The sequence below is a fragment of the Pseudoalteromonas sp. Cn5-37 genome (assembly GCF_021532495.1).
GTDB lineage: Bacteria > Pseudomonadota > Gammaproteobacteria > Enterobacterales > Alteromonadaceae > Pseudoalteromonas > Pseudoalteromonas simplex.
Window position 1 is genome coordinate 19,874 of record NZ_JAKGBA010000013.1, and the last position, 24,625, is coordinate 44,498.

General features: G+C 42.1%; 21 protein-coding genes. 4 read left to right on the forward strand and 17 right to left on the reverse strand.

Features of this window, described 5'->3' with window-relative positions; all coding sequences use genetic code 11:
• The first annotated feature begins 68 nt into the window (after nt 1-68).
• Entirely contained in the window at nt 69-272 is a 204-nt protein-coding gene (locus L1266_RS14535; RefSeq protein WP_054552483.1) for a hypothetical protein, read from the forward strand.
• A gap of 23 nt (nt 273-295) precedes the next feature.
• On the opposite strand, the gene L1266_RS14540 is transcribed toward L1266_RS14535, so the two are convergent.
• From L1266_RS14540 to L1266_RS14585, 10 genes are all read right to left on the reverse strand, one after another.
• Entirely contained in the window at nt 296-1,204 is a 909-nt protein-coding gene (locus L1266_RS14540) for a hypothetical protein (protein WP_235377777.1), read from the reverse strand.
• A gap of 1 nt (nt 1,205) precedes the next feature.
• Complete coding sequence (locus tag L1266_RS14545; RefSeq protein ID WP_138600189.1) at nt 1,206-1,805, reverse strand: hypothetical protein; 600 nt, start codon at nt 1,803-1,805, stop codon at nt 1,206-1,208.
• Nucleotides 1,798-2,340 (reverse strand): RNA polymerase sigma factor, encoded by a 543-nt coding sequence (locus tag L1266_RS14550; RefSeq protein WP_063528174.1) that lies wholly within the window; start codon nt 2,338-2,340, stop codon nt 1,798-1,800. The genes L1266_RS14545 and L1266_RS14550 overlap by 8 nt, the downstream gene beginning before the upstream one ends.
• A 120-nt stretch (nt 2,341-2,460) precedes the next feature.
• Nucleotides 2,461-3,378, reverse strand: a complete 918-nt coding sequence (locus tag L1266_RS14555; RefSeq protein WP_054552479.1) for a hydrogen peroxide-inducible genes activator — start codon at nt 3,376-3,378, stop codon at nt 2,461-2,463.
• A 76-nt stretch (nt 3,379-3,454) separates the two neighbouring features.
• On the reverse strand, nt 3,455-4,723 hold the full coding sequence (locus L1266_RS14560; RefSeq protein ID WP_054552478.1) for an inorganic phosphate transporter: 1,269 nt from the start codon (nt 4,721-4,723) through the stop codon (nt 3,455-3,457).
• Between the two features lie 43 nt (nt 4,724-4,766).
• On the reverse strand, nt 4,767-5,444 hold the full coding sequence (locus tag L1266_RS14565) for a TIGR00153 family protein (protein WP_054552477.1): 678 nt from the start codon (nt 5,442-5,444) through the stop codon (nt 4,767-4,769).
• Nucleotides 5,445-5,594: 150 nt separating this feature from the next.
• Complete coding sequence (phoU, locus tag L1266_RS14570) at nt 5,595-6,296, reverse strand: phosphate signaling complex protein PhoU (protein WP_138616855.1); 702 nt, start codon at nt 6,294-6,296, stop codon at nt 5,595-5,597.
• Nucleotides 6,297-6,343: 47 nt separating this feature from the next.
• On the reverse strand, nt 6,344-7,171 hold the full coding sequence (gene pstB / locus L1266_RS14575) for a phosphate ABC transporter ATP-binding protein PstB (protein ID WP_054552475.1): 828 nt from the start codon (nt 7,169-7,171) through the stop codon (nt 6,344-6,346).
• A 26-nt stretch (nt 7,172-7,197) separates the two neighbouring features.
• The gene (pstA, locus tag L1266_RS14580) at nt 7,198-8,847 is read right to left on the reverse strand and encodes a phosphate ABC transporter permease PstA (protein WP_054552474.1); all 1,650 of its coding nucleotides are present in this window, start codon (nt 8,845-8,847) and stop codon (nt 7,198-7,200) included.
• A gap of 15 nt (nt 8,848-8,862) precedes the next feature.
• On the reverse strand, nt 8,863-11,097 hold the full coding sequence (locus L1266_RS14585; RefSeq protein WP_194442158.1) for an ABC transporter permease subunit: 2,235 nt from the start codon (nt 11,095-11,097) through the stop codon (nt 8,863-8,865).
• Nucleotides 11,098-11,445: 348 nt separating this feature from the next.
• Between L1266_RS14585 and L1266_RS14590 the strand changes: the two genes are divergently transcribed.
• From L1266_RS14590 to ppx, 3 genes are all read left to right on the forward strand, one after another.
• Nucleotides 11,446-11,952: a glycine cleavage system protein R gene (locus L1266_RS14590; protein ID WP_187489490.1), complete on the forward strand. Its 507-nt coding sequence runs from the start codon at nt 11,446-11,448 to the stop codon at nt 11,950-11,952.
• A 160-nt stretch (nt 11,953-12,112) separates the two neighbouring features.
• Nucleotides 12,113-14,194, forward strand: coding sequence for a polyphosphate kinase 1 (gene ppk1 / locus L1266_RS14595; RefSeq protein WP_235377778.1), 2,082 nt, complete (start codon nt 12,113-12,115; stop codon nt 14,192-14,194).
• Nucleotides 14,187-15,674, forward strand: coding sequence for an exopolyphosphatase (ppx, locus tag L1266_RS14600; RefSeq protein WP_235377779.1), 1,488 nt, complete (start codon nt 14,187-14,189; stop codon nt 15,672-15,674). The genes ppk1 and ppx overlap by 8 nt, the downstream gene beginning before the upstream one ends.
• Before the next feature lie 21 nt (nt 15,675-15,695).
• On the opposite strand, the gene L1266_RS14605 is transcribed toward ppx, so the two are convergent.
• From L1266_RS14605 to L1266_RS14635, 7 genes are all read right to left on the reverse strand, one after another.
• The gene (locus L1266_RS14605; protein WP_054563522.1) at nt 15,696-16,151 is read right to left on the reverse strand and encodes a hypothetical protein; all 456 of its coding nucleotides are present in this window, start codon (nt 16,149-16,151) and stop codon (nt 15,696-15,698) included.
• Between the two features lie 142 nt (nt 16,152-16,293).
• The gene (locus L1266_RS14610; RefSeq protein WP_235377780.1) at nt 16,294-19,398 is read right to left on the reverse strand and encodes an efflux RND transporter permease subunit; all 3,105 of its coding nucleotides are present in this window, start codon (nt 19,396-19,398) and stop codon (nt 16,294-16,296) included.
• Nucleotides 19,395-20,852, reverse strand: a complete 1,458-nt coding sequence (locus L1266_RS14615; RefSeq protein WP_235377781.1) for an efflux RND transporter periplasmic adaptor subunit — start codon at nt 20,850-20,852, stop codon at nt 19,395-19,397. The genes L1266_RS14610 and L1266_RS14615 overlap by 4 nt, the downstream gene beginning before the upstream one ends.
• A complete protein-coding gene (locus tag L1266_RS14620; RefSeq protein WP_235377782.1) occupies nt 20,845-22,167 on the reverse strand; it encodes a TolC family protein in 1,323 nt (440 codons plus the stop codon). The genes L1266_RS14615 and L1266_RS14620 overlap by 8 nt, the downstream gene beginning before the upstream one ends.
• A 104-nt stretch (nt 22,168-22,271) precedes the next feature.
• On the reverse strand, nt 22,272-22,625 hold the full coding sequence (locus tag L1266_RS14625) for a hypothetical protein (RefSeq protein ID WP_138600180.1): 354 nt from the start codon (nt 22,623-22,625) through the stop codon (nt 22,272-22,274).
• A gap of 43 nt (nt 22,626-22,668) precedes the next feature.
• A complete protein-coding gene (locus L1266_RS14630; protein ID WP_235377783.1) occupies nt 22,669-23,283 on the reverse strand; it encodes a paraquat-inducible protein A in 615 nt (204 codons plus the stop codon).
• A 54-nt stretch (nt 23,284-23,337) separates the two neighbouring features.
• Nucleotides 23,338-24,615, reverse strand: coding sequence for an EAL and HDOD domain-containing protein (locus L1266_RS14635; RefSeq protein WP_228482600.1), 1,278 nt, complete (start codon nt 24,613-24,615; stop codon nt 23,338-23,340).
• Nucleotides 24,616-24,625 lie beyond the last annotated feature (10 nt).

Below are 24,625 nucleotides of genomic sequence, written 5' to 3' on the forward strand. Positions count from 1 at the left end.
TATTAAACATACTAAGCATAACTTAACATCGTTAAGTCCATGTATTGGCGGTATAATGGAGAAAAGTGATGACACAACTAATCGTTTTGTTGCTGATTGTAAATCTAGGGATAGCGTATCAATGTTACCGTAATGCGAGCTTAAAAGGGTATCCGGTAAAAACCTTTACAGGGTTAGGTTTAGTACCTTACTTTAACTTAGTCGTGTGGGTTTACTTGTTGTTTTTACCCGACTTAAAACCATTTTCAATGAATGAAAAGCAGCCTCTTTAGGCTGCTTTTTTAGTTGGGAGAATTTAAAAACTATAAGTTGATGCTTTTTCGAGTAATTGCGCAGCTTTTATATCGCCAACCACACACTTTTTAATGTCAGACTTTTTAAACACTTTTACTTGTTCAGTTTTACCTTCGCTAACACCACGGATGATAAAGCTCACATGTTCATCGTTAGGCAGGCTTCTTAAACCGCTACCATAATCACATAGAGTCAGAGATAAGCTTTTATCTACTTGCTGTGCTAGGGCTGCTAGCTGTTGCTTTTGCTCTTTTACGCGGGCTTGTTTTTTCTCAGCTAACTCTTTGCGCATTTGCTGCTGCTTTTGTGATAACTTTAGCTGTTGCTTTTCAAGCTCTTTAATCGATGCTTGTAATGCTTGTTTACGTTTTTCGAGCTCTTGCTCTTTGGCATCTTTATCGTGACGACGATCAAATTCAAGGTCGCGCTTTTCACGTTCAAGATCACGAATTTCACGGCTTACATCGCGCTCTTGCTCAGCCACTTCACGTACTCGCTCTGCACTTTCGCGCATCACTTCCATAGCTTGTTGGTAGGCTTCTTGCGTTTTCACTACCACCGCATCGCTGATCACTTGCACATGCTCGCCTAGTACTTCTATTTCAGTGAGTTCTTCAAAATCAATATCAGGCATTGGTGGCAACGGCGCATCGGGCACAGAGGCAAACACTGTAGACCAGCGTGAACTGCCTCGTACATCAAAACTAAACACCACGCCTTGATGCTGCAAATAACTCGAAGAGACATTCCTTACCTTGTTATCAGTATCTTGTTTTAACGCCGCTGAGAGAATCTTTTCCATAATCCCGACTTCACGCTGAATTTTATCCAATTCATCATTTGCTTGTGCTTGCACACTTACTGCTGCGCAAAGCAATAATGCAGCCGTAGTTAATTTGTATTTTGACATCTTAATACTCCAAATTGTTGGCAACGGTTGGCAATGGTCCGCCTTCCACTTGCTCTGCTAAATCATTTAACTGCATACGTAAGTATGCTTGGTCTTGGGCACGCTGTGTTTTGATATAAGCCAGCACGCTGGCAATATCTTCTTGGCGCTCTACTCGCCCGGTTTTAATCGCTTCTTTGGCCAGTTGGTACATCTGCTGTTGCTGCACTTCGTTTTGCGCAGTAATGATATTTTGTAACTGATCAATTTGCTTTTGTTGTGACTCTAATAAATTAGTTTGCTTAGCCACTTGCTCTAGTAACTGCTGGTTTCCTTGCTGCGGATTACTAACAAAAACCCACGCGCAAAATACTATTGACGCAGCCACTGCCCACACCCCAGCACCAAAAAACAGACTTTGTTTTTGTACTTTGGGCATCGTAGACTCTCGATCCCAATTTGGTACGGGTACCGTTTCATAATGTTGACTTTGTTGTTGCCACTGCATTGCATTGTTCATCATTGATGCATACTCAGCATTGGCTTGTAGCAACGCAATTTGCTCTTCAGTGAGGCTTTCGCCCTCTAACCATGCGGTAAATAATGAATCTAAATTAGCCATCTACGGCCTCCAAATGCACTTTTAACTTGCCTAGAGCACTGTATAGTCTTGATTTAGCTGTATTGGTCGAAATACCTAATTGCTCAGCGATTTCTTCAAATGTACAGTGCTGAAAAAACTTTAACTCCACCACCAAGCGTTGCTCCCAGGGTAAATTGTTCATCATTGCTTTGAGTTCATGATGCTGCTCAGATTGCAGTTGATTGGTTTCTAACTCACTATGCTCGCAGCTTTCTTCAGGTATACCATCTAAACCTTGATGCAGCTTACGACGACGATAATATTCAACACTGCGCCGGTGCACAATTTGATAGAGCCAAGTATTGAAACTCGATTCACCACGAAAGCTCGGTAAGCTTTTATAAACAGAAATAAACACTTCTTGCATTAAATCCATTGCATCATCAGGGTGACTTAACATCCTTAGGCAATAGTTATATACCTGTGTTTCGTGCTGCTTGACTAATTTCAACCACGCCCGTTTATTACCCTGTTGCGCTTTAGCAATTAGTGTTTCAAGTGATTGAAAAAACAAACTAGCCTCGTCATCTGATCTGCCTTTAATGGTTTTGTTATTATGTTAGTCGAGGGAAGGAAAAAAATAGTTTGCTTAAATAATAAAAAACCCCAAATATTTTTATTTGGGGTTTTTTGTTCATTGACCGTCTAAGCTACATTGCTTATTGAGAAACAGCTCTAGCTGCTGGCTAAATAGCCTAAAGTCTCTGATCCGGCCCGTGGTTTTACGCCACACGATACCAATATCTCGGTATGCATCATTTTGCGATGGTGTTGCGACCATCTCTTTTTTATCTAAAATGCCTGCATTGATAGCCATTTGTGGTAAAAAAGTAACACCAAGCTGGTGTTCAACCATACTTAATAGCGTATGTAAGCTTGCCGCTTCAAATGGGTTAATACAACTTGAGCGATTCAAGTGGCAAGCACTTAGTGCATGGCCAGTCATGCAGTGCTCACGTTCTAGTAAGAACACACTCGCATCCGGTAAAAGATTAAAATCTTCCACACCATCTGCGGGAGTATAATCTTTATGATGCACTAGGCTGAAGTGATCTTTAGCAAGTACTTGTGTATGAAACTTTTCAGTGTCATACGGTAACGCGAGCAATGCCATATCAATTTGGCCATGCTCAAGTTTATCGAGTAGCTTGTCACTGGTGTCTTCAACCAAGACTAACTCTAACTCGGTAAAGGTCTGTTTGCAGAAATGATATAAAGGCGCAGCAATAAAGCTGGCAATCGTCGGGATAACACCAAGCGTGAGTGTGCCGCTCAAAGGCGTTAAAAAACTCTTTGTCAGCTCTTTAAGGCTAAGGGTGTCGTCAATAATCTTACGTGCTTTTTCGACAACCTCTTCACCAATTGCGGTAAACATTAGGCTGCGATTTTCGCGCTCAATAAGCTGGCAACCTAAGGTTTCTTCTAAGTTTTGAATTGCACTACTTAAGGTTGATTGACCAATAAAACAGGCGCTTGCTGCGCGGCCAAAGTGTTGATGTTGGTGGACTGCTAATAAATACTGTAGTTGTTTAATACTTGGTAAGTTATTCATTCTCTACCTGCAAATAAAAAGACCCCAATACCTAAGGCATTGAGATCTTTTCAAGCTAAAAGTCTTTTAGTACTTTTTATACCCCGAAGGCAGTTCTCAGTACATAGAAAATAACAATAGCAAGGGCTGCGCCAACTGGCAATGTAATTACCCAAGAAACTACAATGTTTCTTACAACACCCATGTTAAGAGCCGCAATACCGCGTGCCATACCAACACCTAGTACCGCACCTACAAGTGTTTGCGTAGTAGAAATAGGTAAACCAGTACCTGATGCGATAACAACTGTTGAAGCAGCAGCAAGTTCAGCAGCAAAACCACGGCTTGGTGTTAAGTGGGTGATACCTTCACCGATGGTCTTAATTACCTTCTTACCTAAGATAGCAAGACCAGCAACAATACCTAAACCACCTAGTGGTAAAATCCACCATGCGATAGCCGCTTTCTTAGCGATTTCACCGTTGTGCTCAACAATGTTTACAACAGCAGCTAATGGACCAATCGCGTTAGCAACGTCGTTTGAACCGTGTGCGAATGCCATACAACATGCTGTTAGTACCATAAGTACTGCGAACACTTTCTCAACGTTGTTGAACTGCATTTTCTTATCAGCTTTAGGATCGATTTTAAGGCGAGCAATCGCAATCTTACCGATGATAGCAACTACAACAGCAATCGCGATAGAAAGCGCATAACCTTCAACAGCACCTAAGTTAATACCGATATGCTTCAAGCCTTTCTTGATTGTTACAAGTGACATGATGAAGCCCGCTAGACCCATATAGATAGGCACGTAACGCTTAGCATTTTTAAGTGGTGCATCAGTGTCAAAAATTAGCTTTTGCGCACTCATGAAAATCAAATAAGCAATAAAACCAGAGATAGCAGGGGTAACAATCCAGCTACCTACGATACCCATTACCTTGTTCCATTGGATTGCTTCACTACCTACTGCAACCAATGCGAAACCAATGATGGCACCAATGATTGAGTGAGTCGTAGATACTGGCCAGCCTAAGAAAGAGGCAATTAATAACCAGCTACCTGCAGCGAATAATGCGGCAATCATACCGAGTATCATTAACTCAGGTATGTCCATAAATGGCGTGGCATCGATAATCCCTTTACGGATTGTAGATGTAACCTCACCACCGGCAAGGTATGCGCCAGCGAATTCAAACACCATCGCGATGATGATTGCTTGTTTAATTGTAAGTGCTTTTGAGCCTACTGATGTACCCATTGCATTGGCAACGTCATTTGCACCAATACCATAAGCCATAAAGAAACCGACTGCGGCGGCAGTTAAAACCAATAACGTGCCGTAATTTGCAATGATATCCATTGTGTGAACCTTTAATTTTTTTCGTGTTTGAACTGATTTTTAATTAACGAGCTAACATCAGCTCAAGACGAGAACCTACGCGCTCTGCAATATCTGCAAGCTCGCCCACCCACTCAATGATCTTGTATAAAAACATCACGTCGACTGGGTTAAGTTCATTTTCGATGGCGCGCAATTGACGGCGAATTTTGATCTGCATGTCATCCGTGTCTTGTTCAATAGCGTCCAATTCAACGAGCATTTTTTCAACTAAAGTCACTTCGCGACCTTTGAAGCCCGTTTCAAGCAGCTCATCTAGCTCATTGATTGCTTTTGACGCTTGTTTAGTCGCATCAACACAACGAGTTACATAAGCAAGGAAATCTGTTTGGATTTCGGTAGGTATGATCATCTCACGACCAACTACACGACCTGCGATATCTTTTGCTTTGTTAGCAATTTTGTCTTGTTGAGTAACAAGCTCTAGCAAATCGGTACGCTCAACTGGCATAAATAAGCCACGAGGTAGTTGAAGGCGGATGTTACGTTTCATTTCATCAGCTTCACGCTCTAAATTACGAATGTTTAAACGGATTTCTTCCGCTTCTTGCCATTCTTCTTTAAACACGTGATTAAAGAAAGGGATCAATGCTTTACTTGCTTGATGTACTTTCTTAATGTGATCTTCCATAGGCTTAATAGGTGATTTAGCAAAAACCCCTAAAAATGCATTTGTAGGCATAACTGACCCTTTATAAATTAGTATGCTTTGGCAGCTGCGAATTTTACAGCATTGTGTTCGATTGTGAACGCTTTTTCTGCCTTACATCAGCAATAAAACACAAAGCGGCCCTAGGGCCGCTCGATTTAGTAATGAAAAGTAGCGGCTTAATTACAGCGACTTTTCTATATCTGCTTGAGATGTATGACGAATATCTTTACCGTTAACAAAATAGATGATGTATTCAGCAATATTTTGGCAGCGATCGCCAATACGCTCTAATGAACGTACTGACCACACTAAATCCATAATTTTCGGGATTGAGCGTGGATCTTCCATCATATATGTCATAATTTGACGGGTAATTGCTTCGTATTCACGATCAACTTTAGCGTCTTCTTTATGTACTTCAAACGCACATTGCACATCCATACGTGCAAATGCATCAAGTACATCATGAAGCATTTTTGATACTAGACGCCCCATGTTTTCAATGTTTACCAGTAAGTCTTGCTGATCTTTAGTGAATGAGTCTAGCGCAACTTTAGCAATACGCTCAGCTTCATCACCAATACGCTCTAAATCGGCAATTGTTTTTGCAATGGCAATGACAAGACGTAAGTCACTCGCTGCCGGCTGACGACGAGCAATAATGCGTGTACATTCTTCGTCGATGTTCACTTCCATTGCATTTACTTTATAGTCGTTTTCACGAACTTTCTGTGCAAGATCTGCATCACCATTGCTAACAGCATCCAGTGCACTGTTTAGTTGTTGTTCAACTAAACCACCCATGTTTAATACATGGTTACGCACATTTTCAAGCTCTTCATTAAAGCGGCCCGAAATGTGTTTATTGATATTATGTTCCATTGTCTACCTCTATAAATTTCGTTTACGGTACCAAGTAACTTTATTAACTAACCGTAACGGCCTGTAATGTAGTCTTCTGTTTTCTTCTTGCTTGGTGTTGTAAATAACGTATTGGTATCTGAATACTCAATCAACTCACCCATGTACATAAACGCAGTTTGGTCTGATACACGAGCAGCCTGTTGCATGTTGTGAGTAACGATTACCACGGTAAACTTATTCTTTAAGTCGTTAATTAGCTCTTCGATAACTAAAGTAGAAATTGGATCTAGTGCCGATGTAGGCTCATCCAGAAGTAGTACTTCAGGCTCGATAGCAATTGAGCGAGCAATTACAAGACGCTGTTGCTGACCACCCGATAGGCCAAATGCACTATCGTGTAAACGGTCTTTAACTTCATCCCATAACGCCGCGCCACGTAAAGATTGTTCAACCACTTCGTCTAGTTTACGCTTTTCTTTAATACCTTGTAAGCGTAGGCCATAAACGACATTTTCGTAGATTGATTTTGGAAATGGATTAGGACGTTGGAATACCATCCCGACATTTCTTCGTAGTGCAGCAACATCTACATTCTTATCATAGATATTGTGACCATGTAGTAAGATCTCACCATCAATACGACAGCTATCAACAAGGTCGTTCATACGGTTGATACAACGTAAAAGTGTTGATTTACCACAACCCGATGGACCGATAAATGCTGTTACCTGACCTTTTGGGATGTTCATATTTACGCCGCTAAGCGCTTGTTTATCACCGTAGTATAGATCTAAGTTTTTAATCTCTAACGCTGTTTGCTCTGCAGTTAGGTTATCTAAATCTAGCTTTGCCGCGCTTTTCGCTTGGTTTACTTGTGGTGCAACTGTAATCATCTCTGTCTACCTATAAAAATTCTGTATTAATGCTCAAGAGCTCTAAACTTTTCGCGTAAGTGGTTACGAATACCAATCGCGGTGATATTCAGGGCGATAATTACTGATACCAGTAAGAATGCCGTGGCATATACCAGCGGACGAGCCGCTTCTACGTTAGGGCTTTGGAAACCAACATCGTAAATATGGAAACCTAAGTGCATAAATTTTCTATCTAAATGTATGTATGGGAAGTTACCGTCAAGAGGCAGTGTTGGTGCCATCTTAACAACACCAACAAGCATGAGTGGTGCTACTTCACCGGCTGCACGTGCAACCGCTAAGATTAAACCTGTCATAATCGCAGGGCTTGCCATCGGAATGATGATACGCCATAGCGTTTCTGCTTTTGTTGCGCCAAGTGCTAATGAACCATGACGAACCGTACTTGGTATACGTGATAAACCTTCTTCTGTCGAAACAATAACAACAGGCAGCGTTAAAATTGCTAGCGTTAATGCAGACCAAATCACACCTGGCGTACCAAATACTGGGCTTGGCGACGACTCAGGGTAGAATAATTGGTCAATGCTGCCACCGAGCATGTATACAAAGAAACCTAGACCAAATACACCGTATACAATCGAAGGTACACCCGCAAGGTTGATTACCGCGATACGGATCATCTTAGTTACGGCATTTTTTGCTGCGTATTCATGCAAGTAAATCGCTGCAACCACACCAAATGGCGTCACAATCACTGCCATTAGTAATACCATGAATACAGTACCGAAAATTGCCGGGAATACACCACCTTCAGTGTTTGCTTCACGTGGGTCATCCGCTACAAACTTACCAAGTTGTACAAAATAGTGACCAAGCTTAGCAAAGAAGCCCATGTCATTAGGGAACCACACATCAAGAACTTGATACAGAGGTAAAGTAACCACTTCACCGCGCATGTCTCTCACAGTTACTTGGTCACGCTTTGCTTCTTTACGAAGCGCGAATAACTGTTTTTCTAACACTGTGTATTCAGCACGTAACTCAGCACGAGTTTGTGCAAGCTCAGCAACACGCTCATCGGTTAGTTCGTTATCAAGCTGGTATGCTTTTTCTTTTAAGCGTAAACGCTCAAGTTCATAGTTAATATGACCAATATCACCATTTTGTAAGTCTAACGCTTGGTCATTTAGGTCAACAGCACGCTCTACAAGATCATAAAGCACATCGATTTTGTTATCTGTGATAACTTCACCGTCTTTAATAACCTGCTCAACATAACCGTAAAAGTTACCGTTTTTGCTACGTTCGAATACTGCAAGCTCTGCTGGCGCAGTACGCGATGTAATGTCTGTCTCTAGTACCCAACGGAAATCGAGATCAACATACTCACGGTTACCGGTTTTGATCAGTAAGCGCTCTAGCTGCTCTTTGTCGTAATGAGATAAATCAACGCCCGTCGCCTCAATACGTGATTTTGCAACTAGTTCACGGTCATAAATTTCACCGATCACTGTTTGTTTTGCAACAGAGCCTTGCAGCTCAAATTGCACTACTTCTGATGGCCAGAAAAAGCTTAAACCTTTCCAAGCAATCATGGCTAGTAAGCCAAGAACCGAGATTAAACTGATGCTTACCGCACCGCCGGTCATCCAAATCCAAGGAGAACCAGACTTAAACCACTGCTTTACCATGTCGTGTCTCTCCACCTACATTGAACTATATTTTTCACGCAGTTGCTGACGAACAAACTCAGCCACTGTGTTGAAAACGAATGTGAATATGAATAATACAAATGCTGCTAAGAATAGGATGCGATAATGCGAGCTACCTACCTCAGACTCTGGCATTTCTACCGCGATATTCGCTGCAAGTGTTCTCATACCCTGGAAGATACTCCAGTCCATAATAGGTGTATTACCTGTTGCCATTAGTACAATCATTGTTTCACCGACCGCACGACCTAGGCCCATCATTACTGCTGAGAAGATACCCGGGCTTGCTGTTAGTAGTACTACGCGAACCAATGTTTGCCATTGCGTTGCACCAAGTGCTAATGAACCGTTTGATAAGTGCTTAGGAACACTGAATACCGCATCTTCAGCAATTGAGAAGATAGTTGGGATAACAGCAAAGCCCATCGCAATACCAACAACTAGTGAGTTACGTTGGTCGAATGTCATACCTAATTCATTGGTTAGGTACTGACGCACATTACCGTCAAACATCCAAAGCTCAATTGAGTTACTCATCGCAAACGATAACCAGCCAATAAAGATAACCACTGGGATAAGTAAAATTGAATGCGAACCTTCAGGAATACGGTGACGAATTGACGCCGGTAGTTTGTTCCAGCCGAATGCAGTTAATAAGATACCAATTGGCAGCAACACCAATAATCCGACAATCGCTGGTAAATGTTCTTCAATTAATGGTGCTAACCAAAGACCAGCTAAGAAACCTAAGATTACCGTTGGTAATGCTTCCATAATTTCTACAGTCGGCTTAACCACTTTACGTAATTCACTCGACATAAAGTACGCCGTGTAAATTGCCGCTGAAAGCGCAATGGGTACCGCAAATAACATTGCGTACATTGCAGCTTTAATCGTACCGAATGAAATTGGCACTAACGAGAACTTAGATTCAAAGTCATCACTCGCAGACGTTGACTGCCAGATATAACCCGGCTCTGGATAGCCTTCGTACCACACTTCTTGCCATAATGCAGACCAGGTTACTTCTGGGTGCTCGTTATGGATTTCAATCACTTTTAACGCGTCATCAGCAAGAATCAGTGCCGCATTTGAACGTGGTGAAATAGCAAAGTTTTGAATTGGACCTTCGCTTACTTTACCTTGCCACAGTTTTGCATCACTGGTTGTGTAATAAATACCAAGCTCACCGTTAGCACCCGCTGTGAAGAAGGTACGACGATAGAACTCAGTAAAAATATTTAGTTTCGATTGCTTGCTGGTTTCAAATGCACGAATCTTTTGGAACTCACGGCCATTTTCAGTGTTTACTTCAAACCACTGTGATACTTCGCCATTATCGTTAGCAAGCATCAGTGAGTTGGCACCCGCTAATAGCTGAGTTGAAACTAGGTTCGCGTTTTCTTCGTTCGCTGCAAGCAGTTGGATTTGCTCAACTTCAGAAGGGTAACGGGTATCATATACGTAAATTTGATTTGCTGAACGCACGAATGTACGTGTTGTATCAGGTGAAATTAATAGCTCATCAACACGGCCTTCGATATCAAGTTCTGTACGCTCAACAACCCACTCAACTTCGCCGGTGAACATGTTTTCTTCACCCACAAAGCTGCTAAATAAAACGCGCTTGTCAGCGGTTAAAGCAACAACAGCTGTTTTATCTTCGTAGTGGCTAAATGCAAATTTAGTGATTGCCGCACCTTGATCGTCAACCTCAAGCGCCATATCACCCAACGGGTAATCTAAACGCGGTGTTAATTGGCGTTGGTTGTTCGGGAATGTCACTAAGAATTTTGGCGCAACCACAACAACAGAGCCATTCTCTAGGCCGTATGCGTATTGCCCCTGAAATGGTGCAGAGCTTGCAAAACTGCTTACATCGCTTGGTAATTCTGTATTAAGAGTGGTGATCTTTTTACCAAATTGCTCTTTTTCAACATTGTAAAAGTCCACATTACCTTTTTCACCGAGTAAAAAGGCAACTTCTGTTTGCTCTTCAATGCCAAGGCCAACAACTTCTGACGCATTTTGTAGTTTTACACTATTACGTGTTTCTACTTTTGCTGATTCAAAAATAGGTTGAACAACATAAAGAAGGTAAAAGAATATGAGTAGCAGTGCTACAAGCACCATTACGCCACCCGCGGAAATACCCCACTTGGCAAACCTGTCTTTAAATAGACGGCTTCTATCCGTATGAAAGGTAGGTTTATTCGGATTGGAAGTCATCAAAACACCCTTAAAACTTAACGTTGCGCGAATTATATTTCACCAAGATGACAGTAATGTTACAAACGTCATAATTCAGTGTAATAAAGCAAGTATTTCAGGGACGTATTTTGAAGTTAAAAAATGACCAAAATAAGTCATTGTGGAGCACTTTTATTACAGTACCACAATCAAGCTAACAAATTGTTATAACTAATTTTTTATAACTACAGTGAAAAAATTGGACAAACATTAAAACAGCATCAATACTCAATGAGACTTATTTTTTTCAACAATAAGAATCATTTTTAACCAACGCCTCCTCCCTTTTATTGCATTTTTCTGAGGCTTTTTTATAGAGATTTAAGTATGAAGCAGTTAGTAATTACTATTTTAGGGCCAGACAAACCCGGCCTAGTTGAAGATATTTCTGCCACAATTTTAAACCATCATGGTAACTGGCTGACAAGTAATTTGAGCCACCTTGCAGGTCATTTTGCCGGAATTATCGAAGCCGCAGTACCCGAAGAACATTTGCAAGAATTACAAGATGCTCTTCACAGCTTACCTTATCTTGAAGTTCGAATTGAACGTGGAACTGATACCTTGCCTGATGTTCCGTCTGAGGAAATTAACTTCGTGATTACTGGTAACGACAGACCAGGCATTGTACAAGAGCTAGCCAGCGTTATTCGCCACAAAGGAGCGAATATCACTCACCTAAATTCAAAACAACAAAGTGCACCTAACTGGGGCGTGCCAATTTTTAGTGCTGTTGCGACCGTTGCTTTGCCAATAGGCATGAACAAAGACGAAGTGATCAGCGCACTTGAGTCTATTACCACAGACCTAATTGTTGATATTGAGGACGCATAACAAGCAAGTTTATAGGGATATTTAAACTTAAACTAAGCTTTAAAATTAATGACATACATGTCACAAAACTGACATGTATGTCATAAAAGTGATAAATACGTCATATAAACGTCATCTGCATCCTCTATATTCTAACTAGCTATAAACGTTGGAAAACCAGATGAACGCATCACATTCTTCTTCTCAAGCCGTTAATTACTTTGCCAAAGAGCTAAGTTGGCTGTCTTTTAATGAACGCGTGCTGCAAGAAGCCAAAGACAAATCGAACCCGATTATTGAGCGCATGCGCTTTTTAGGTATTTACTCAAACAACATGGATGAGTTTTTCCGTGTTCGTGTTGCCGATGTAAAACGCCGCATATTACTTAATAAAATTCCTGATGCGAACTTTGAAGAAGACGAAATATTACTTCATCAGATCCAAAGTAAAGTGCTCCAGCTTGGTAAAAAGTTTAACCAAATTCATAAAGATATTTTAAATGACTTAAACGAGCATAATATTCATGTTGAACAACCAGAAGAGTTGTCTGAATTTCATTTGAGTTGGCTGAAAAAATTCTTCCACGACAATGTGCTACAACACATATTGCCGATTTTACTCTCTGAAAAGAAAGACTACTCAGATCAAATCAACGACACCATGACCTATTTGTTCGTCGAGATGACCAATCAAAAAAGTCATTATGCCATGATGGAAGTGCCTACTGACCGCGTATCTCGCTTTGTTATTTTGCCACCAGAGAAAACACGCCGTCACAAAACCATCGTGATGCTAGATGACATCATCGCCTACTTTATTCGCGATGTGTTTAGCAGCTTTTTTAGTTTTGATGATATTCAATGTTACGCCATCAAACTCACCCGTGATGCCGAATACAATTTGGATGATGAGCTAGAAGAAGGCTTGCTTGATAAAATGTCAAAGGGTCTTAAGCAACGTATTTCTGCTGAGCCTGTGCGCCTTGTTTATGACGAGAGCATGCCAGCTGAAATGCTTAAAGTGATGAAAAAGCGTCTTAATATTAGTCAACATGATGCGTTGATCCCCGGCGGTCGTTACCGTAATTTCCGCGATTTTATTGCGTTTCCGAATGTTGGTCGTCAGTATTTAGAAAACAAACCACTGCCTGCATTACAAAGCACGGCTTTTAACAATCACTCAAGTGTGTTTGATGCCATCTCTGAGCAAGATGTTTTACTGTATTACCCTTATCACACCTTTAATCATTTACTTGAGTTTGTGCGCCAAGCTGCTTTTGACCCAGATGTAACTCAGATTAAGGTCAATATTTATCGCGTTGCGAGTCAATCTCGCCTTGTTTCTACGCTAATTAATGCGGCAAAAAATGGCAAACACGTCACCGTTATGGTTGAGCTGAAAGCCCGCTTTGATGAACAAAACAATATTGAATGGGCAAAGACCCTGAGTAATGCTGGTGTTAAAGTAATTTTTGGTATTCCTGCATTGAAAGTGCACAGTAAGTTATGCGTTATTCACCGTAAAGAAAAGAACAACATAGTGAAATATGCCCATATAGGCACGGGTAACTTCCATGAGAAAACCGCCAAAATCTATACTGACTTTAGTTTATTTACCAGGCATGAAGGTATTAGCGAAGAGTGCGATAGCGTTTTTAGATTCATCGAAAGTAGCTATAAACCATTTCAGTTTGATCACTTGATGCTATCACCAGTCAACGCACGACAAACTATTATGTCGCTAATTGATGCTGAAATAACCAATGTAGAGCATGGTAAGGCTGGCAAAATTACGCTAAAAATAAACAACCTTGTTGATAAAGAGCTGGTTGATCACCTCTACTTTGCCGCAAGACGCGGCGTAAAAATTCGCATTATTGTGCGTGGCATGTGTTCGTTAGTGCCCTCTGCCGTTAACGATAATATTCGTATCATCAGTATCGTTGACCGCTTTTTAGAGCACCCTCGGGTGATGGTGTTTCATAATAATGGCGACGAAAAAGTGTATATTTCATCAGCGGATTGGATGACCCGAAATCTTGATCACCGTGTTGAAGTCGCCACACCGATTTATGATGAAAAATTAAAACAGCTTATTATTGATATTCTTGAGCTACAGTTTAAAGATAGATCAAAAGCGCGCATAATCGATAGCGAACAAAAAAACAGCTATGTGCGCCGTGGTAATCGTAAAAAAATTCGCTCGCAAATTGCCATTTATGACCACCTTAAGAAATGGGAAAGTTACTATAATAATGAATGATTATCCCTCAATTGCTGCCGTTGATTTAGGCTCAAACAGTTTTCATTTAGTGGTGGCAAGAGAGGTCGATGGCTCTTTGCAAATCTTACACAAAGAAAAGCAGCGCGTTTATTTAGCTGATGGTTTAGATGATAAAAATCACTTAAGCCAAGAAGCTATAGAGCGCGCGCTGGCGATTCTTAAGCAGTTTGCTACTACCTTACAGGACTTTCCCCTTGAGAATGTCAAAGTGGCGGCAACTTACACATTACGCCGCGCGAAAAATATTCATTCGTTCTTAACGCAAGCAAGTAAGGTGTTTCCTTACCCGATTGAAGTTATATCAGGGCAAGAAGAAGCACGTTTAATTTACCAAGGTGTTGCCCATTATATTCATCACGATGAAAACCGCTTAGTTATTGATATCGGTGGCGGCAGTACTGAACTCATCATTGGTAAACACTTTAAGCACAAGTTACTTGCTAGTCGCAACATGGGCTGTGTTAGTTATACCAAGCAGTATTTTGCAGATGGACAAATCACTGCTAAGCGCTTCGCTAAAGCAGAAGTTCGCGCAGAACAAGAACTCGAAGTGATTTTTGCTAATTACTTATCGGCTGGCTGGCAATCTGTGGTGGGAACATCTGGCACAATTAAATCTATCCTTGCCATGATCAATGCCAACGATGCAGAGCAAGAGCTAATTACTTTAGAGCGATTATTAGAACTAAAAACCCAGTTTATTGCTGCAAAACAAGTACAAGCGCTGCAAATTGAAGGTCTTACGCCTGAGCGGCAAGTGAGTATTTGTGGCGGTTTAGCTATTTTAATTGCGGTATTTAGGCTGTTTAAAATCGAAGCGATGCAGTACAGCGATTTTTCACTGCGTGAAGGCTTACTTCACGAAATGCAGCAAAAGCTCGCCCATAAGGATATTCGCACAAATACCATAGAGAATTTATCTGAACGTAACGCCATAGATAAAGAGCATGCTAATCGTGTCTCGACAACTGCAAAGTGGCTGTTTGAACAAGTAAGAGAGACATGGCATCTGACCGACTCAGATCACATAAATTTATTGGATTGGGCTGCGCAGCTGCATGAAATTGGCTTAGGAGTTAATTCATCAGGGATACATAAGCACAGCGCGTATATCGTGGCGAATAGCCAATTACCTGGCTTTACGCAGCAACAACAAACCTTGCTTAGTTGCATGATCCGTTTTTATCGGAAAAAGATCCGTTTAGAAGAGTTTCCTACACTGCATACCATGCAGCATTATGAAATATTGCAACTTATTGTGATTTTGCGCTTAGCAGTACTGCTAAATCAAAAGCGTATTACCGATCAAGGTTTTAAACTTGAGGTAACAGCCAAGCAAAATAGTATGTTCTTAAAGTTTCACAATAAGTGGCTTAAAGAACATACCTTGCTTTTAGCTGACTTACAGCAAGAACAAAAATACCTTAAAAAAGTCGGCTTCTTACTCGATTTTCATTAAGCTGATTAATAGATTAATCGATTACATATCCATATGGCGGTTAGAGCTTTGCATCATTTGCTTAAGGCCTTGATGTTCAAGCTCAAGTAAACGTTCGAGCTTTTCTTTGCTTTGCTCTGTATCAGCTCGCGATACCAAGTACTCGTATAAGTCGATGACTTTTTGGTGTTGCGTGGTTAAGTAAACCTGAATCGCCTTTTCATCAATTTGCTGATCTGTGCTGATATCGTTAAAAGTAATTAGCTCTGGGTTTTCAGCAAAATACTCATAGCAATAGGTATCAAGCGTGTTTATTTCTGTAATGGCTTTAAAGCCAACGAGATCTTCTGCTAGTTTCTTCTCATATTGCAGGTAATAATCCACCAGCATTTGATTATGCTCGTCCAGTAAGTCTTTAACACTGTGGAAATTGGCTGCCATTTGAGTATGAAATAACACTGTCCAATCATAAACTTGTTGTATTGTTTTAACTTGCATGTGCATTCCTTATTAAAATCAATTTAATATGACTTTGCATAAATCACACCAGCAACAAAAACAATAAATATCAACAATTTAAAAATAAAATGTGTAACTTGCAGCCAGTAAAAGCGTACAAGTTACACACTGGCTGTAAAATTTATAGGTCGCGTTTACGCCATATAAAATAAAGCGCAGGTAACACAAGTAGCGTTAAAACTATGGCACTGAGCATCCCGCCGACCATAGGCGCGGCTATTCGGCTCATCACTTCACTACCCGTTCCAGTGCCATAAAGCACTGGCAGTAACCCTATGATAATAGTGGCAACTGTCATCATCACTGGTCTAACCCGAAGGCCTGCACCATTGATGATTGCTTGGCGCAGCTCTGTAACCGTGAACTGTGCTGATTGCGCTTTAGCATCTTGATAAGCTTGGTTGAGATAAACCAGCATGATCACGCCAATTTCCACAGCAACTCCAGCTAAGGCAATAAAACCAACCCCAACTGCAACCGAGAAGTTAAAGCCTTCAAGGTACATCAGCCAAATACCGCCTATCATTGCAAGCGGTAAGGTTAGCATGATCATTGCCACCTCAATAAAGCTTCTAAAATTGAGGTATAACAGCACCACAATAATTGCCAAGGTAAGTGGCAACACGTAACTGAGTTTAGCTTTTGCGCGCTCCATGTATTCATATTGCCCCGCCCACGTAATTGAGTAACCAGCAGGTAGCTCGAGTTGCTCATGCAGCGCTTGTTGCGCACGCTCAACATAACTGCCGATATCACTGCCTTCAATGTCGATTAAGCTCCAGCCATTAATACGTGCATTTTCACTTTTAATACCCGGCGGGCCATCTTCGATAAAGACATGGGCAACATCAGCCAATGCGATACGCTGTCCGTTTGGTGTCACTATCGGTAACAACTTAAGCTCTTCTGGCGAGTCGCGATAATCTTGCGGGTAGCGCAAGTTAACTGGGTAACGCTCTTGCCCTTCAACCGTTTCGGTCACATTCATACCACCGATAGCGGTGGCAACTACCTGTTGCACATCAGCAATGTTCAAACCGTACCGTGCTGCTTTTTCACGGTTGATATCAACTTTGATGTAGCGACCACCGGCAACACGCTCTGAGTAAACCGACGCTGTGCCCGGTAAATCTTTTAGGATGACTTCAATTTGCTCACCGATTTTTTGAATTTCACTCAGCTTTGGCCCTGCTACTTTGATCCCCACAGGCGTTTTAATACCAGTGGCAAGCATGTCGATTCGCGTTTTAATTGGCATAACCCACGCATTAGTAAGCCCCGGGAACTTAACCAGATTATCAAGCTCTTTTTTCAGTTTCTCGGTTGTCATACCCTCGCGCCACTGTGACTTTGGCTTTAACTGAATAAAGGTTTCGATCATGGTAAGCGGCGCAGGATCTGTGGCAGTGTCTGCACGACCTACCTTACCAAATACCGACGCAACCTCTGGCACACTGGCAATTAGCTTATCGGTCTGCTGTAAGATTTCACGGGCCTTACCTATTGAAATACCCGGGTAAGTCGTTGGCATGTACATTAAGTCGCCCTCATCAAGGGGAGGAATAAACTCACTACCAATTTTATTAACCGGGTAAAAGCCGATAGCAGCCAACACTAATGCCAGTACCAGTGTTGTTTTCGGCGCTTTTAATACAGCATTTAACAAGGGTTTATAGGCTGCCACCAATAAGCGGTTTACAGGGTTTTTCTGCTCCGAAATAACCTTACCGCGAATAAAGTAGCCCATTAATACTGGCACCAGTGTAATCGCTAAACCAGCCGAAGCTGCCATCGCATAAGTCTTTGTGTAAGCCAGTGGCGAGAACATGCGTCCTTCTTGTGCTTCAAGAATAAACACCGGCATAAAGCTGACAGTGATAATCAATAAACTAAAGAATAACGCGGGCCCGACTTCTGCGGCTGAGTCCATCACCACTTGCCAACGATTTTCGTCGGTCAGTGGTGTTTTCTCCATATGCTTATGCATATTTTCTATCATCACGATAGCGCCATCGGTCATTGCACCAATGGCAATCGCTATCCCGCCAAGCGACATGATATTGGCGTTTATACCTTGCCAATACATCACCACAAAAGCCGTTAAAATACCCATTGGCAGTGTGATAATGGCTACGATCGATGAGCGTATATGGAATAAAAACACTACACACACTAAGGCCACGACGATTAACTCTTCAATTAACTTTGAGCTTAAGTTATCAAGGGCTTGGGTAATAAGGTTTGAGCGGTCGTACACAGGGATGATTTCAACTCCCTCAGGCAGGCCTTTTTTGAGCGACTCTAGTTTTTCTTTTACTAGTTTGATGGTTGCTTCGGCGTTTTCTCCAAAGCGCATCACTACCACCCCACCGGTTACTTCACCCTTGCCGTTTAGTTCGGCAATACCACGGCGCATTTGCGGCCCAAGTTTTATATCAGCCACATCACGTAATTGCAGTGGCGTGCCATTGGCATTAGTACCCAGCGGAATGGCTTCTAAATCTGCGACACTTTTGATGTAACCTGTGCTTGATACCATGTATTCAGCTTCAGCCATTTCGAGCACTGAAGCACCACGCTCTTGGTTACCTTGCTTAATTGCTGTTTGAATTAAACTTAGCGGAATACCATAAGCACGCAATTTATCGGGGTCGACATTAACCTGATACTGCTTAACCATACCGCCAACAGACGCTACTTCTGATACGCCCGGCACCGTTTGCAGCTCAAACTTTAAAAACCAATCTTGCAAGCTTCGTAGCTGGCTAATATCGTGCTTACCGGTTTTATCCACCAGCGCATACAAGTAAATCCAACCCACCCCTGTTGCATCAGGGCCAAGTTCAGGCCTCGCTGAATCCGGTAAGCGAGCACTTACTTGACTCAAATATTCTTGCACCCGACTACGGGCCCAGTAAAGGTCGGTGTCTTCGTTGAAAATAACGTATACATAAGAGTCACCAAAAAACGAAAAACCCCTTACCGTTTCAGCACCCGGCACCGACAACATGGCAGTAGTGATAGGAAACGTTACTTGGTCTTGCACCACTTGTGGCGCTTGTCCTGGGTAAGATGTTTTTACAATAACCTGTATATCAGATAAGTCAGGCAAGGCATCAACTGGGGTATTCTTTAAAGAAAACATCCCAAAACCTGCCAACATTAAAGACAGCAGTAATACAAAGAAGCGATTACCGACTGACCAACGGATCACGGCAGCTATCATTGCATCTCTCCTTGCATAGGGTGGCTCATGGTCATGATGTCAAAAATCACAAACTCACCGTCCACCAATTTAAAGGTAAAATGCACTTCATCATCGCTTTGTAAACTAGACATATCGATGCGTGGCGAAAAGTGAAACTCCATAGTTGCAGCCCCGCGCCCCCACTTAGGGATGGCTTCGCGACTAATCACGGCAGTACGGGCTTCGCGATCAATGCTGTTGATCACGCCATTCACCATTGCGCTCTCGCTATCTGGTTCTTGCATACGCATAAAGTCAGAACTCTTACTTGATTCGGAATCTATTAAGAACTGCGCTGAAACCACAACGATATCGTCTTTCAATAAGCCTGATAAAATTTCGACATCATGATTATCACTACGGCCTAGCGTCACAGCCACTGACTTAAAGCGCCCTTCACCTAAATCAATCACGACACGGTCTTGGCTACCGGTGCGGATCACCGCTTCTTTGGCTATCACTAATTGCGGCTCAGTTGGCTTAGTAGTAATGCTCACTTCAGCAAACATATTCGGTTTTAATAAGCCATCTTGGTTAGCAAAGCGTAAACGCACGCGCAGGGTACGGTTTTTCTCATCAAGGGTTGGATAAATATAATCGACCTTGCCTTGCCAGCGTTTGCCCGGTAAGTAGTCTAAGCTCATCGTCACTGGCAAGCCTTTATGAATAAGCCCGGCTTGACGCTCAAAAACTTCAGCCTCAACCCATACTTCTTCTAGGTGAGCAATACTCATCATGGTTGTGCCTGGTTTCACAAAGAAACCTTCGCGGATATTTAGCTCATCCAATACGCCACTTTGCTTGGCATAAAAGGTAATGTTCTGTCTGACCTTTTGGCTTTGCTCTAATCGGGTAATAAAATCGTCGGAAACATTCAGTGAGGCTAAGCGGGCTTTTGCCGCACGTATAAGCACTGCATTGTTACGTTTAAGGGCAAGCAGAAGCTCTTCTTGCGCATTTACTAGCTGTGGAGAATACAAGGTATAAAGTGGCTCGCCTTGCTTAACTTGGTCACCTGCAGCTTTTACATATAAGGTTTCTATCCACCCTTCGACACGAGGGTGAATATGCACGAGTTGGTCTTGGTCGTATTGCACATAGCCAACCGTACCAACCGTCGTTTGTAATGATTTAAACCTTACGGGTGCTGTTCTTACCCCTAAGTTATTAACGACTGCAGGTGAGATCCTCACAGTACCCGGGCTGTCTTCAGCGCTACTTTGCTCCTCATAAACGGGCACTAATTCCATACCCATTGGTGATAAACCCGGTTCATCACGGCGGTAATTACTGTCCATGGGCGCCACCCAATATAGCGGCTTTTTCTCAGCGCTTGGCATTTGTGCATGCTCTGGCTCAGCCAATTTATTTACAGCCGTTGCCAATGCTGCACCTACCGCCAAAGCGATAACTAATTTCACTGTGTTATTCATTGCTAGCTCCTTGGCTTTGTGCTGCATTTATTTGGTTATCTTTTGCTGCTGCGTAATAATTAAGGCGAGCGAGGGTTATTTGTTTATCAATTTCGATATTCAACGCATCAATTTTTGCGTTAAGTTCGCTAATGCGAGCACGCATCACTTCTGAAAAGTCACCATCATCACTGGTGTAAGCATTTAATGTCGCCTCAGCTTGCTCTGCCATTTGCGGTAATAGCTGCTGTTGATACAGCGCTTTGCGCTTGGCAAGTCGGCTCAACTGGCTAAGCTCTTTAAAATACTGACCTTGCAGTTTTTGCAGGGTAATAAGCTTGTTGGTTTTTACCGCCTCGGCATTAGCTATTGCGGCATTAACTTGTTGATCTTGACGATTATCAGTAAACAGCGGTAAATCAATACTCACCCCAATAGAGAATAAGTCAGCGCGAAAGTCACCCATCGGGGTATCATCACGATAGCCATAGCCTAGGTTCATACCAAATTGCGGCTTATACGCCTCTTTAGCCACTTGCACTTGAGTGTTTTTAGCACGCATTGCATGATCAATAGCAATAATTGCCGGGTGACTCATCAACACTTCAGTCACCCCCGATGGTGCAAGCTCTTGATAAGCCATGACTGCGGTCACCTTGGTATTTTCATCGCTCACGGCACCGTTTAACATTTCAATAGGTAGCCATTGTGCTAGTCGCTTTTTGGCACTATCAAACTGTTGCTCTAACATCACCAGCTTATCTTCAAGCCGAGTCAGCTCTAGCTGAGCGCGAATAATATCCTGCTGGCGAGTCGCACCAAGTGTATTGGCATAGCTTGCTTCTGTAATATCAATAAGTTGATTAAATAAGGCTTTATCTTGGTTGATCAGTTGAATGCTTTTTTGTGCGCGATAGGCATTTAGCCATGCTTCGCTAACAATAGCTTTAACCTGTGCTTGGCGGTCTGCTCTAAGCCAAGGGTATTGCTCAGCCGATTGTTTTAAAGCTTGTTGCTGTAAGGCAAGACTATCACCTCGGCTAAATTGTTGTGACAAGCCCACTTTGAATTGCGTCATACCCTCTTGGTCAAAGGCAAAGCCATCGGTTGGTAAGTTCATAAGTCCAACGGTTAACACTGGATCCGGCAAGGTACCTGCCGCAATGCTTTGCGCTTCTATCGCCTGTTGCTGGTATTTATTTGCCTGTAACCAAGGCTCGTGAGTCAATGCATAATCAATCACCTGATTGAGTGCCAACGGCTCTGCTTTCACTAAACTTGAGGTTATCAATACTGCGCCTAGAGAAAGCGCCTTAATCAATTTGCTGTGAATCATCACATGCTCCAAAAATCTTAAAAATGGTTAAAAAACAATAGATTTTGGGTGCAGAATGAGGTGTATTTCAGCGTTTTACTGAATTTTAGACAGACCTATCCTGCTTAAGCAGTAATAGGTGGACGATATAAAGAACTGACGTGAAAACTAAGCTGGCTGGCGCCTAACATGGTGACTTTTTCTGATTGCTTTATTGATTTAACAACTAAATCATTTAACGGCAGGAGTGAGTGAGCTGTACAGGCATTGAACGGACACGCACAATCGCTGTTATCCAATACGTCTTCATGGCAACAATCCATATCACTCATGTCGCTGTCAGCATTCATATTAGCATGATGATCCATTTGCATGCTGGCATGTGGCATATCACATACCATAGCAACAGACGCAACTGACTGACCCACAAAAGTGAGCAGCATCATAGCTATCAATAAGTAGCTTGAAAGTCGCGTCATCATCATACCTTAAAAATTAAGTGCCCAAATTGTAGCCCGAAATTTACGAACTCGACAAGGGTTTATCTATTTTTATGCTACAGCTGGCAGCAATAGCAAACAAGCAATAACCTGTAAAATACCAAAATCCATCACCCAATTCAGCATGCATTTTTATCAACTCGCCCATTTGCCCATCGGCATTACCTGCTAAATAAGACACGATCAATGCAATCACAAACACATCGACCATGCTCCATTTACTTAGGCCTTGTATGAGTTGACCGAGCAAATACTTAAACCTATTCACTGGTAAGAAACAATAAAGCAATTGCATCAGGAGTTTTAAGGTGGGAATGACAATCGAGAACACTGCTACAAGCGCGGCAACAAGGTAGTTTTTGTTATTAGCAAGCTCATTCACGGTGCCCCAAATGCTGCGTGTTTTTTTGTAGGCATCGATTTCTCCTTCAAGCTTATCAAGCCCCAGCATGCTTGATGCCATCATTAACACGCTACGGGTATTGCGATCGCCTTCATCGGCAATCATTTCAATACCTGTTTTGGCAAGCTTAGATTTATCAATTTTTCCTTCAAGGGTGAGCACTGGCTGGGTTACACCGGGAATAAGTAGCAGTAAGGCAATTAAAATAGCCAGTATAGGAAAAACAACACGCATTAGTTACAAACCTTTTTAATACTTAGAGTCTGCATCATAACGAACTCTGCGCTCTTAGTCTGTAACCGATGATAAGCTTGCGAATACTTCATCTGCGTATGCGCGGGCATCATACATAGCTTGAAAAACCACATCCATTTTTGAGGCTGGGCGGATCATCTTGAGTAGTTCAAGGGCTGTGTGCCACTGCTCTTCTTCCATTGCTTTAGCAAGTTGTAAGCTCGCCCCTTGCATGCCATTAAAGTTTAACAGTGCACTCGAAAGCTCACTACCCAATGAAAACTCTTTGGCAATGATATTAAGCTCCATATCTAAAATAGCGTCTAAAACAGAGAGTAAGCCGACTAAATAACCTTGTTCAGCTAGGTCTTTACCGCCGGGTTCAAGCATCAAAGCAATAAATTTAGCTCTTGTTAAACCAAGTTTGGTCAGCTCTTGCGGTTTGTCATTGCCTAATTCGCTTAGCGCTAATACCCGCACAAATTGTCTAATCGCATCTTCACCAAGGTAAATAACCGCTTGTGAAATCGAACGAATTGTTTGCCGGCTATTACTTATACGCGCATTAACTAATTTTAAAATGCGTGCAGTAAGGCCAATATCTTTAGCAACACGTTGTTGAATTGCATCAAAATTTAAATCTGTTTGCGCAGTACAGTTAAGTAATTCAAGCACAGCAATTTTTGATGGTTCAACATTACCAAAACTCAAAAGCTCCGGCTTGGCAAAAAAGTAGCCCTGAAACAGGTCGCAACCTGCTGCTTTTAGTTGTTGAAAGTCCTCATAATTTTCAATGCGCTCCACTATGATAGTGGTTTTTGGAAAGCTACGTTTAAGCTTTTTGATCATCATGTTGGTTTTGATAATCGGCTGCGTAACTTCAAGCTTAATAAAATCCATCAAAGGCAAAATATCTTGCCATTTCTCTGTGCCATCATAATCATCAAGCGCGAACAAATAGCCTTCTTGTTTTAATTGTTTAACGCGGTTCACTACTTTTGGAATGCTAGTAGCCCGCTCCACTATTTCGATAACCGCACTGCGTGGCTGCAACAGCTTAGGAAAGTCATCCAAAATAGCGTCAGTCGATAGATTGATAAACGCAGGTTGAAAACCTGTTAGCTTCTCGAGTCCCATCAACATTAACGCGTTAAAAAACAGCCGCCCCGTTGCTTGGCCATCACTCGTTCCTACCGGAAAGACATTATCGCTCGATTCTCTATACAATAATTCGTAAGCATATAAACTTCTATCAGCATTAAATATTGGCTGCCGGGCTATATACTGAGTCATGCTCTGACTTTTATTACCTTCCATACTTAATTCTGACATTCAACTTCTC

Coding starts and splice junctions, on each gene's coding strand:
- L1266_RS14535 (WP_054552483.1), top strand. CDS start 69: ATGACACAACTAATCGTTTTGTTGCTGATTGTAAATCTAGGGATAGCG.
- L1266_RS14540 (WP_235377777.1), bottom strand. CDS start 1,204: ATGTCAAAATACAAATTAACTACGGCTGCATTATTGCTTTGCGCAGCA.
- L1266_RS14545 (WP_138600189.1), bottom strand. CDS start 1,805: ATGGCTAATTTAGATTCATTATTTACCGCATGGTTAGAGGGCGAAAGC.
- L1266_RS14555 (WP_054552479.1), bottom strand. CDS start 3,378: ATGAATAACTTACCAAGTATTAAACAACTACAGTATTTATTAGCAGTC.
- L1266_RS14560 (WP_054552478.1), bottom strand. CDS start 4,723: ATGGATATCATTGCAAATTACGGCACGTTATTGGTTTTAACTGCCGCC.
- L1266_RS14565 (WP_054552477.1), bottom strand. CDS start 5,444: ATGCCTACAAATGCATTTTTAGGGGTTTTTGCTAAATCACCTATTAAG.
- phoU (WP_138616855.1), bottom strand. CDS start 6,296: ATGGAACATAATATCAATAAACACATTTCGGGCCGCTTTAATGAAGAG.
- pstB (WP_054552475.1), bottom strand. CDS start 7,171: ATGATTACAGTTGCACCACAAGTAAACCAAGCGAAAAGCGCGGCAAAG.
- pstA (WP_054552474.1), bottom strand. CDS start 8,847: ATGGTAAAGCAGTGGTTTAAGTCTGGTTCTCCTTGGATTTGGATGACC.
- L1266_RS14585 (WP_194442158.1), bottom strand. CDS start 11,097: ATGACTTCCAATCCGAATAAACCTACCTTTCATACGGATAGAAGCCGT.
- L1266_RS14590 (WP_187489490.1), top strand. CDS start 11,446: ATGAAGCAGTTAGTAATTACTATTTTAGGGCCAGACAAACCCGGCCTA.
- ppk1 (WP_235377778.1), top strand. CDS start 12,113: ATGAACGCATCACATTCTTCTTCTCAAGCCGTTAATTACTTTGCCAAA.
- ppx (WP_235377779.1), top strand. CDS start 14,187: ATGAATGATTATCCCTCAATTGCTGCCGTTGATTTAGGCTCAAACAGT.
- L1266_RS14605 (WP_054563522.1), bottom strand. CDS start 16,151: ATGCAAGTTAAAACAATACAACAAGTTTATGATTGGACAGTGTTATTT.
- L1266_RS14610 (WP_235377780.1), bottom strand. CDS start 19,398: ATGATAGCTGCCGTGATCCGTTGGTCAGTCGGTAATCGCTTCTTTGTA.
- L1266_RS14615 (WP_235377781.1), bottom strand. CDS start 20,852: ATGAATAACACAGTGAAATTAGTTATCGCTTTGGCGGTAGGTGCAGCA.
- L1266_RS14620 (WP_235377782.1), bottom strand. CDS start 22,167: ATGATTCACAGCAAATTGATTAAGGCGCTTTCTCTAGGCGCAGTATTG.
- L1266_RS14625 (WP_138600180.1), bottom strand. CDS start 22,625: ATGACGCGACTTTCAAGCTACTTATTGATAGCTATGATGCTGCTCACT.
- L1266_RS14630 (WP_235377783.1), bottom strand. CDS start 23,283: ATGCGTGTTGTTTTTCCTATACTGGCTATTTTAATTGCCTTACTGCTA.
- L1266_RS14635 (WP_228482600.1), bottom strand. CDS start 24,615: ATGTCAGAATTAAGTATGGAAGGTAATAAAAGTCAGAGCATGACTCAG.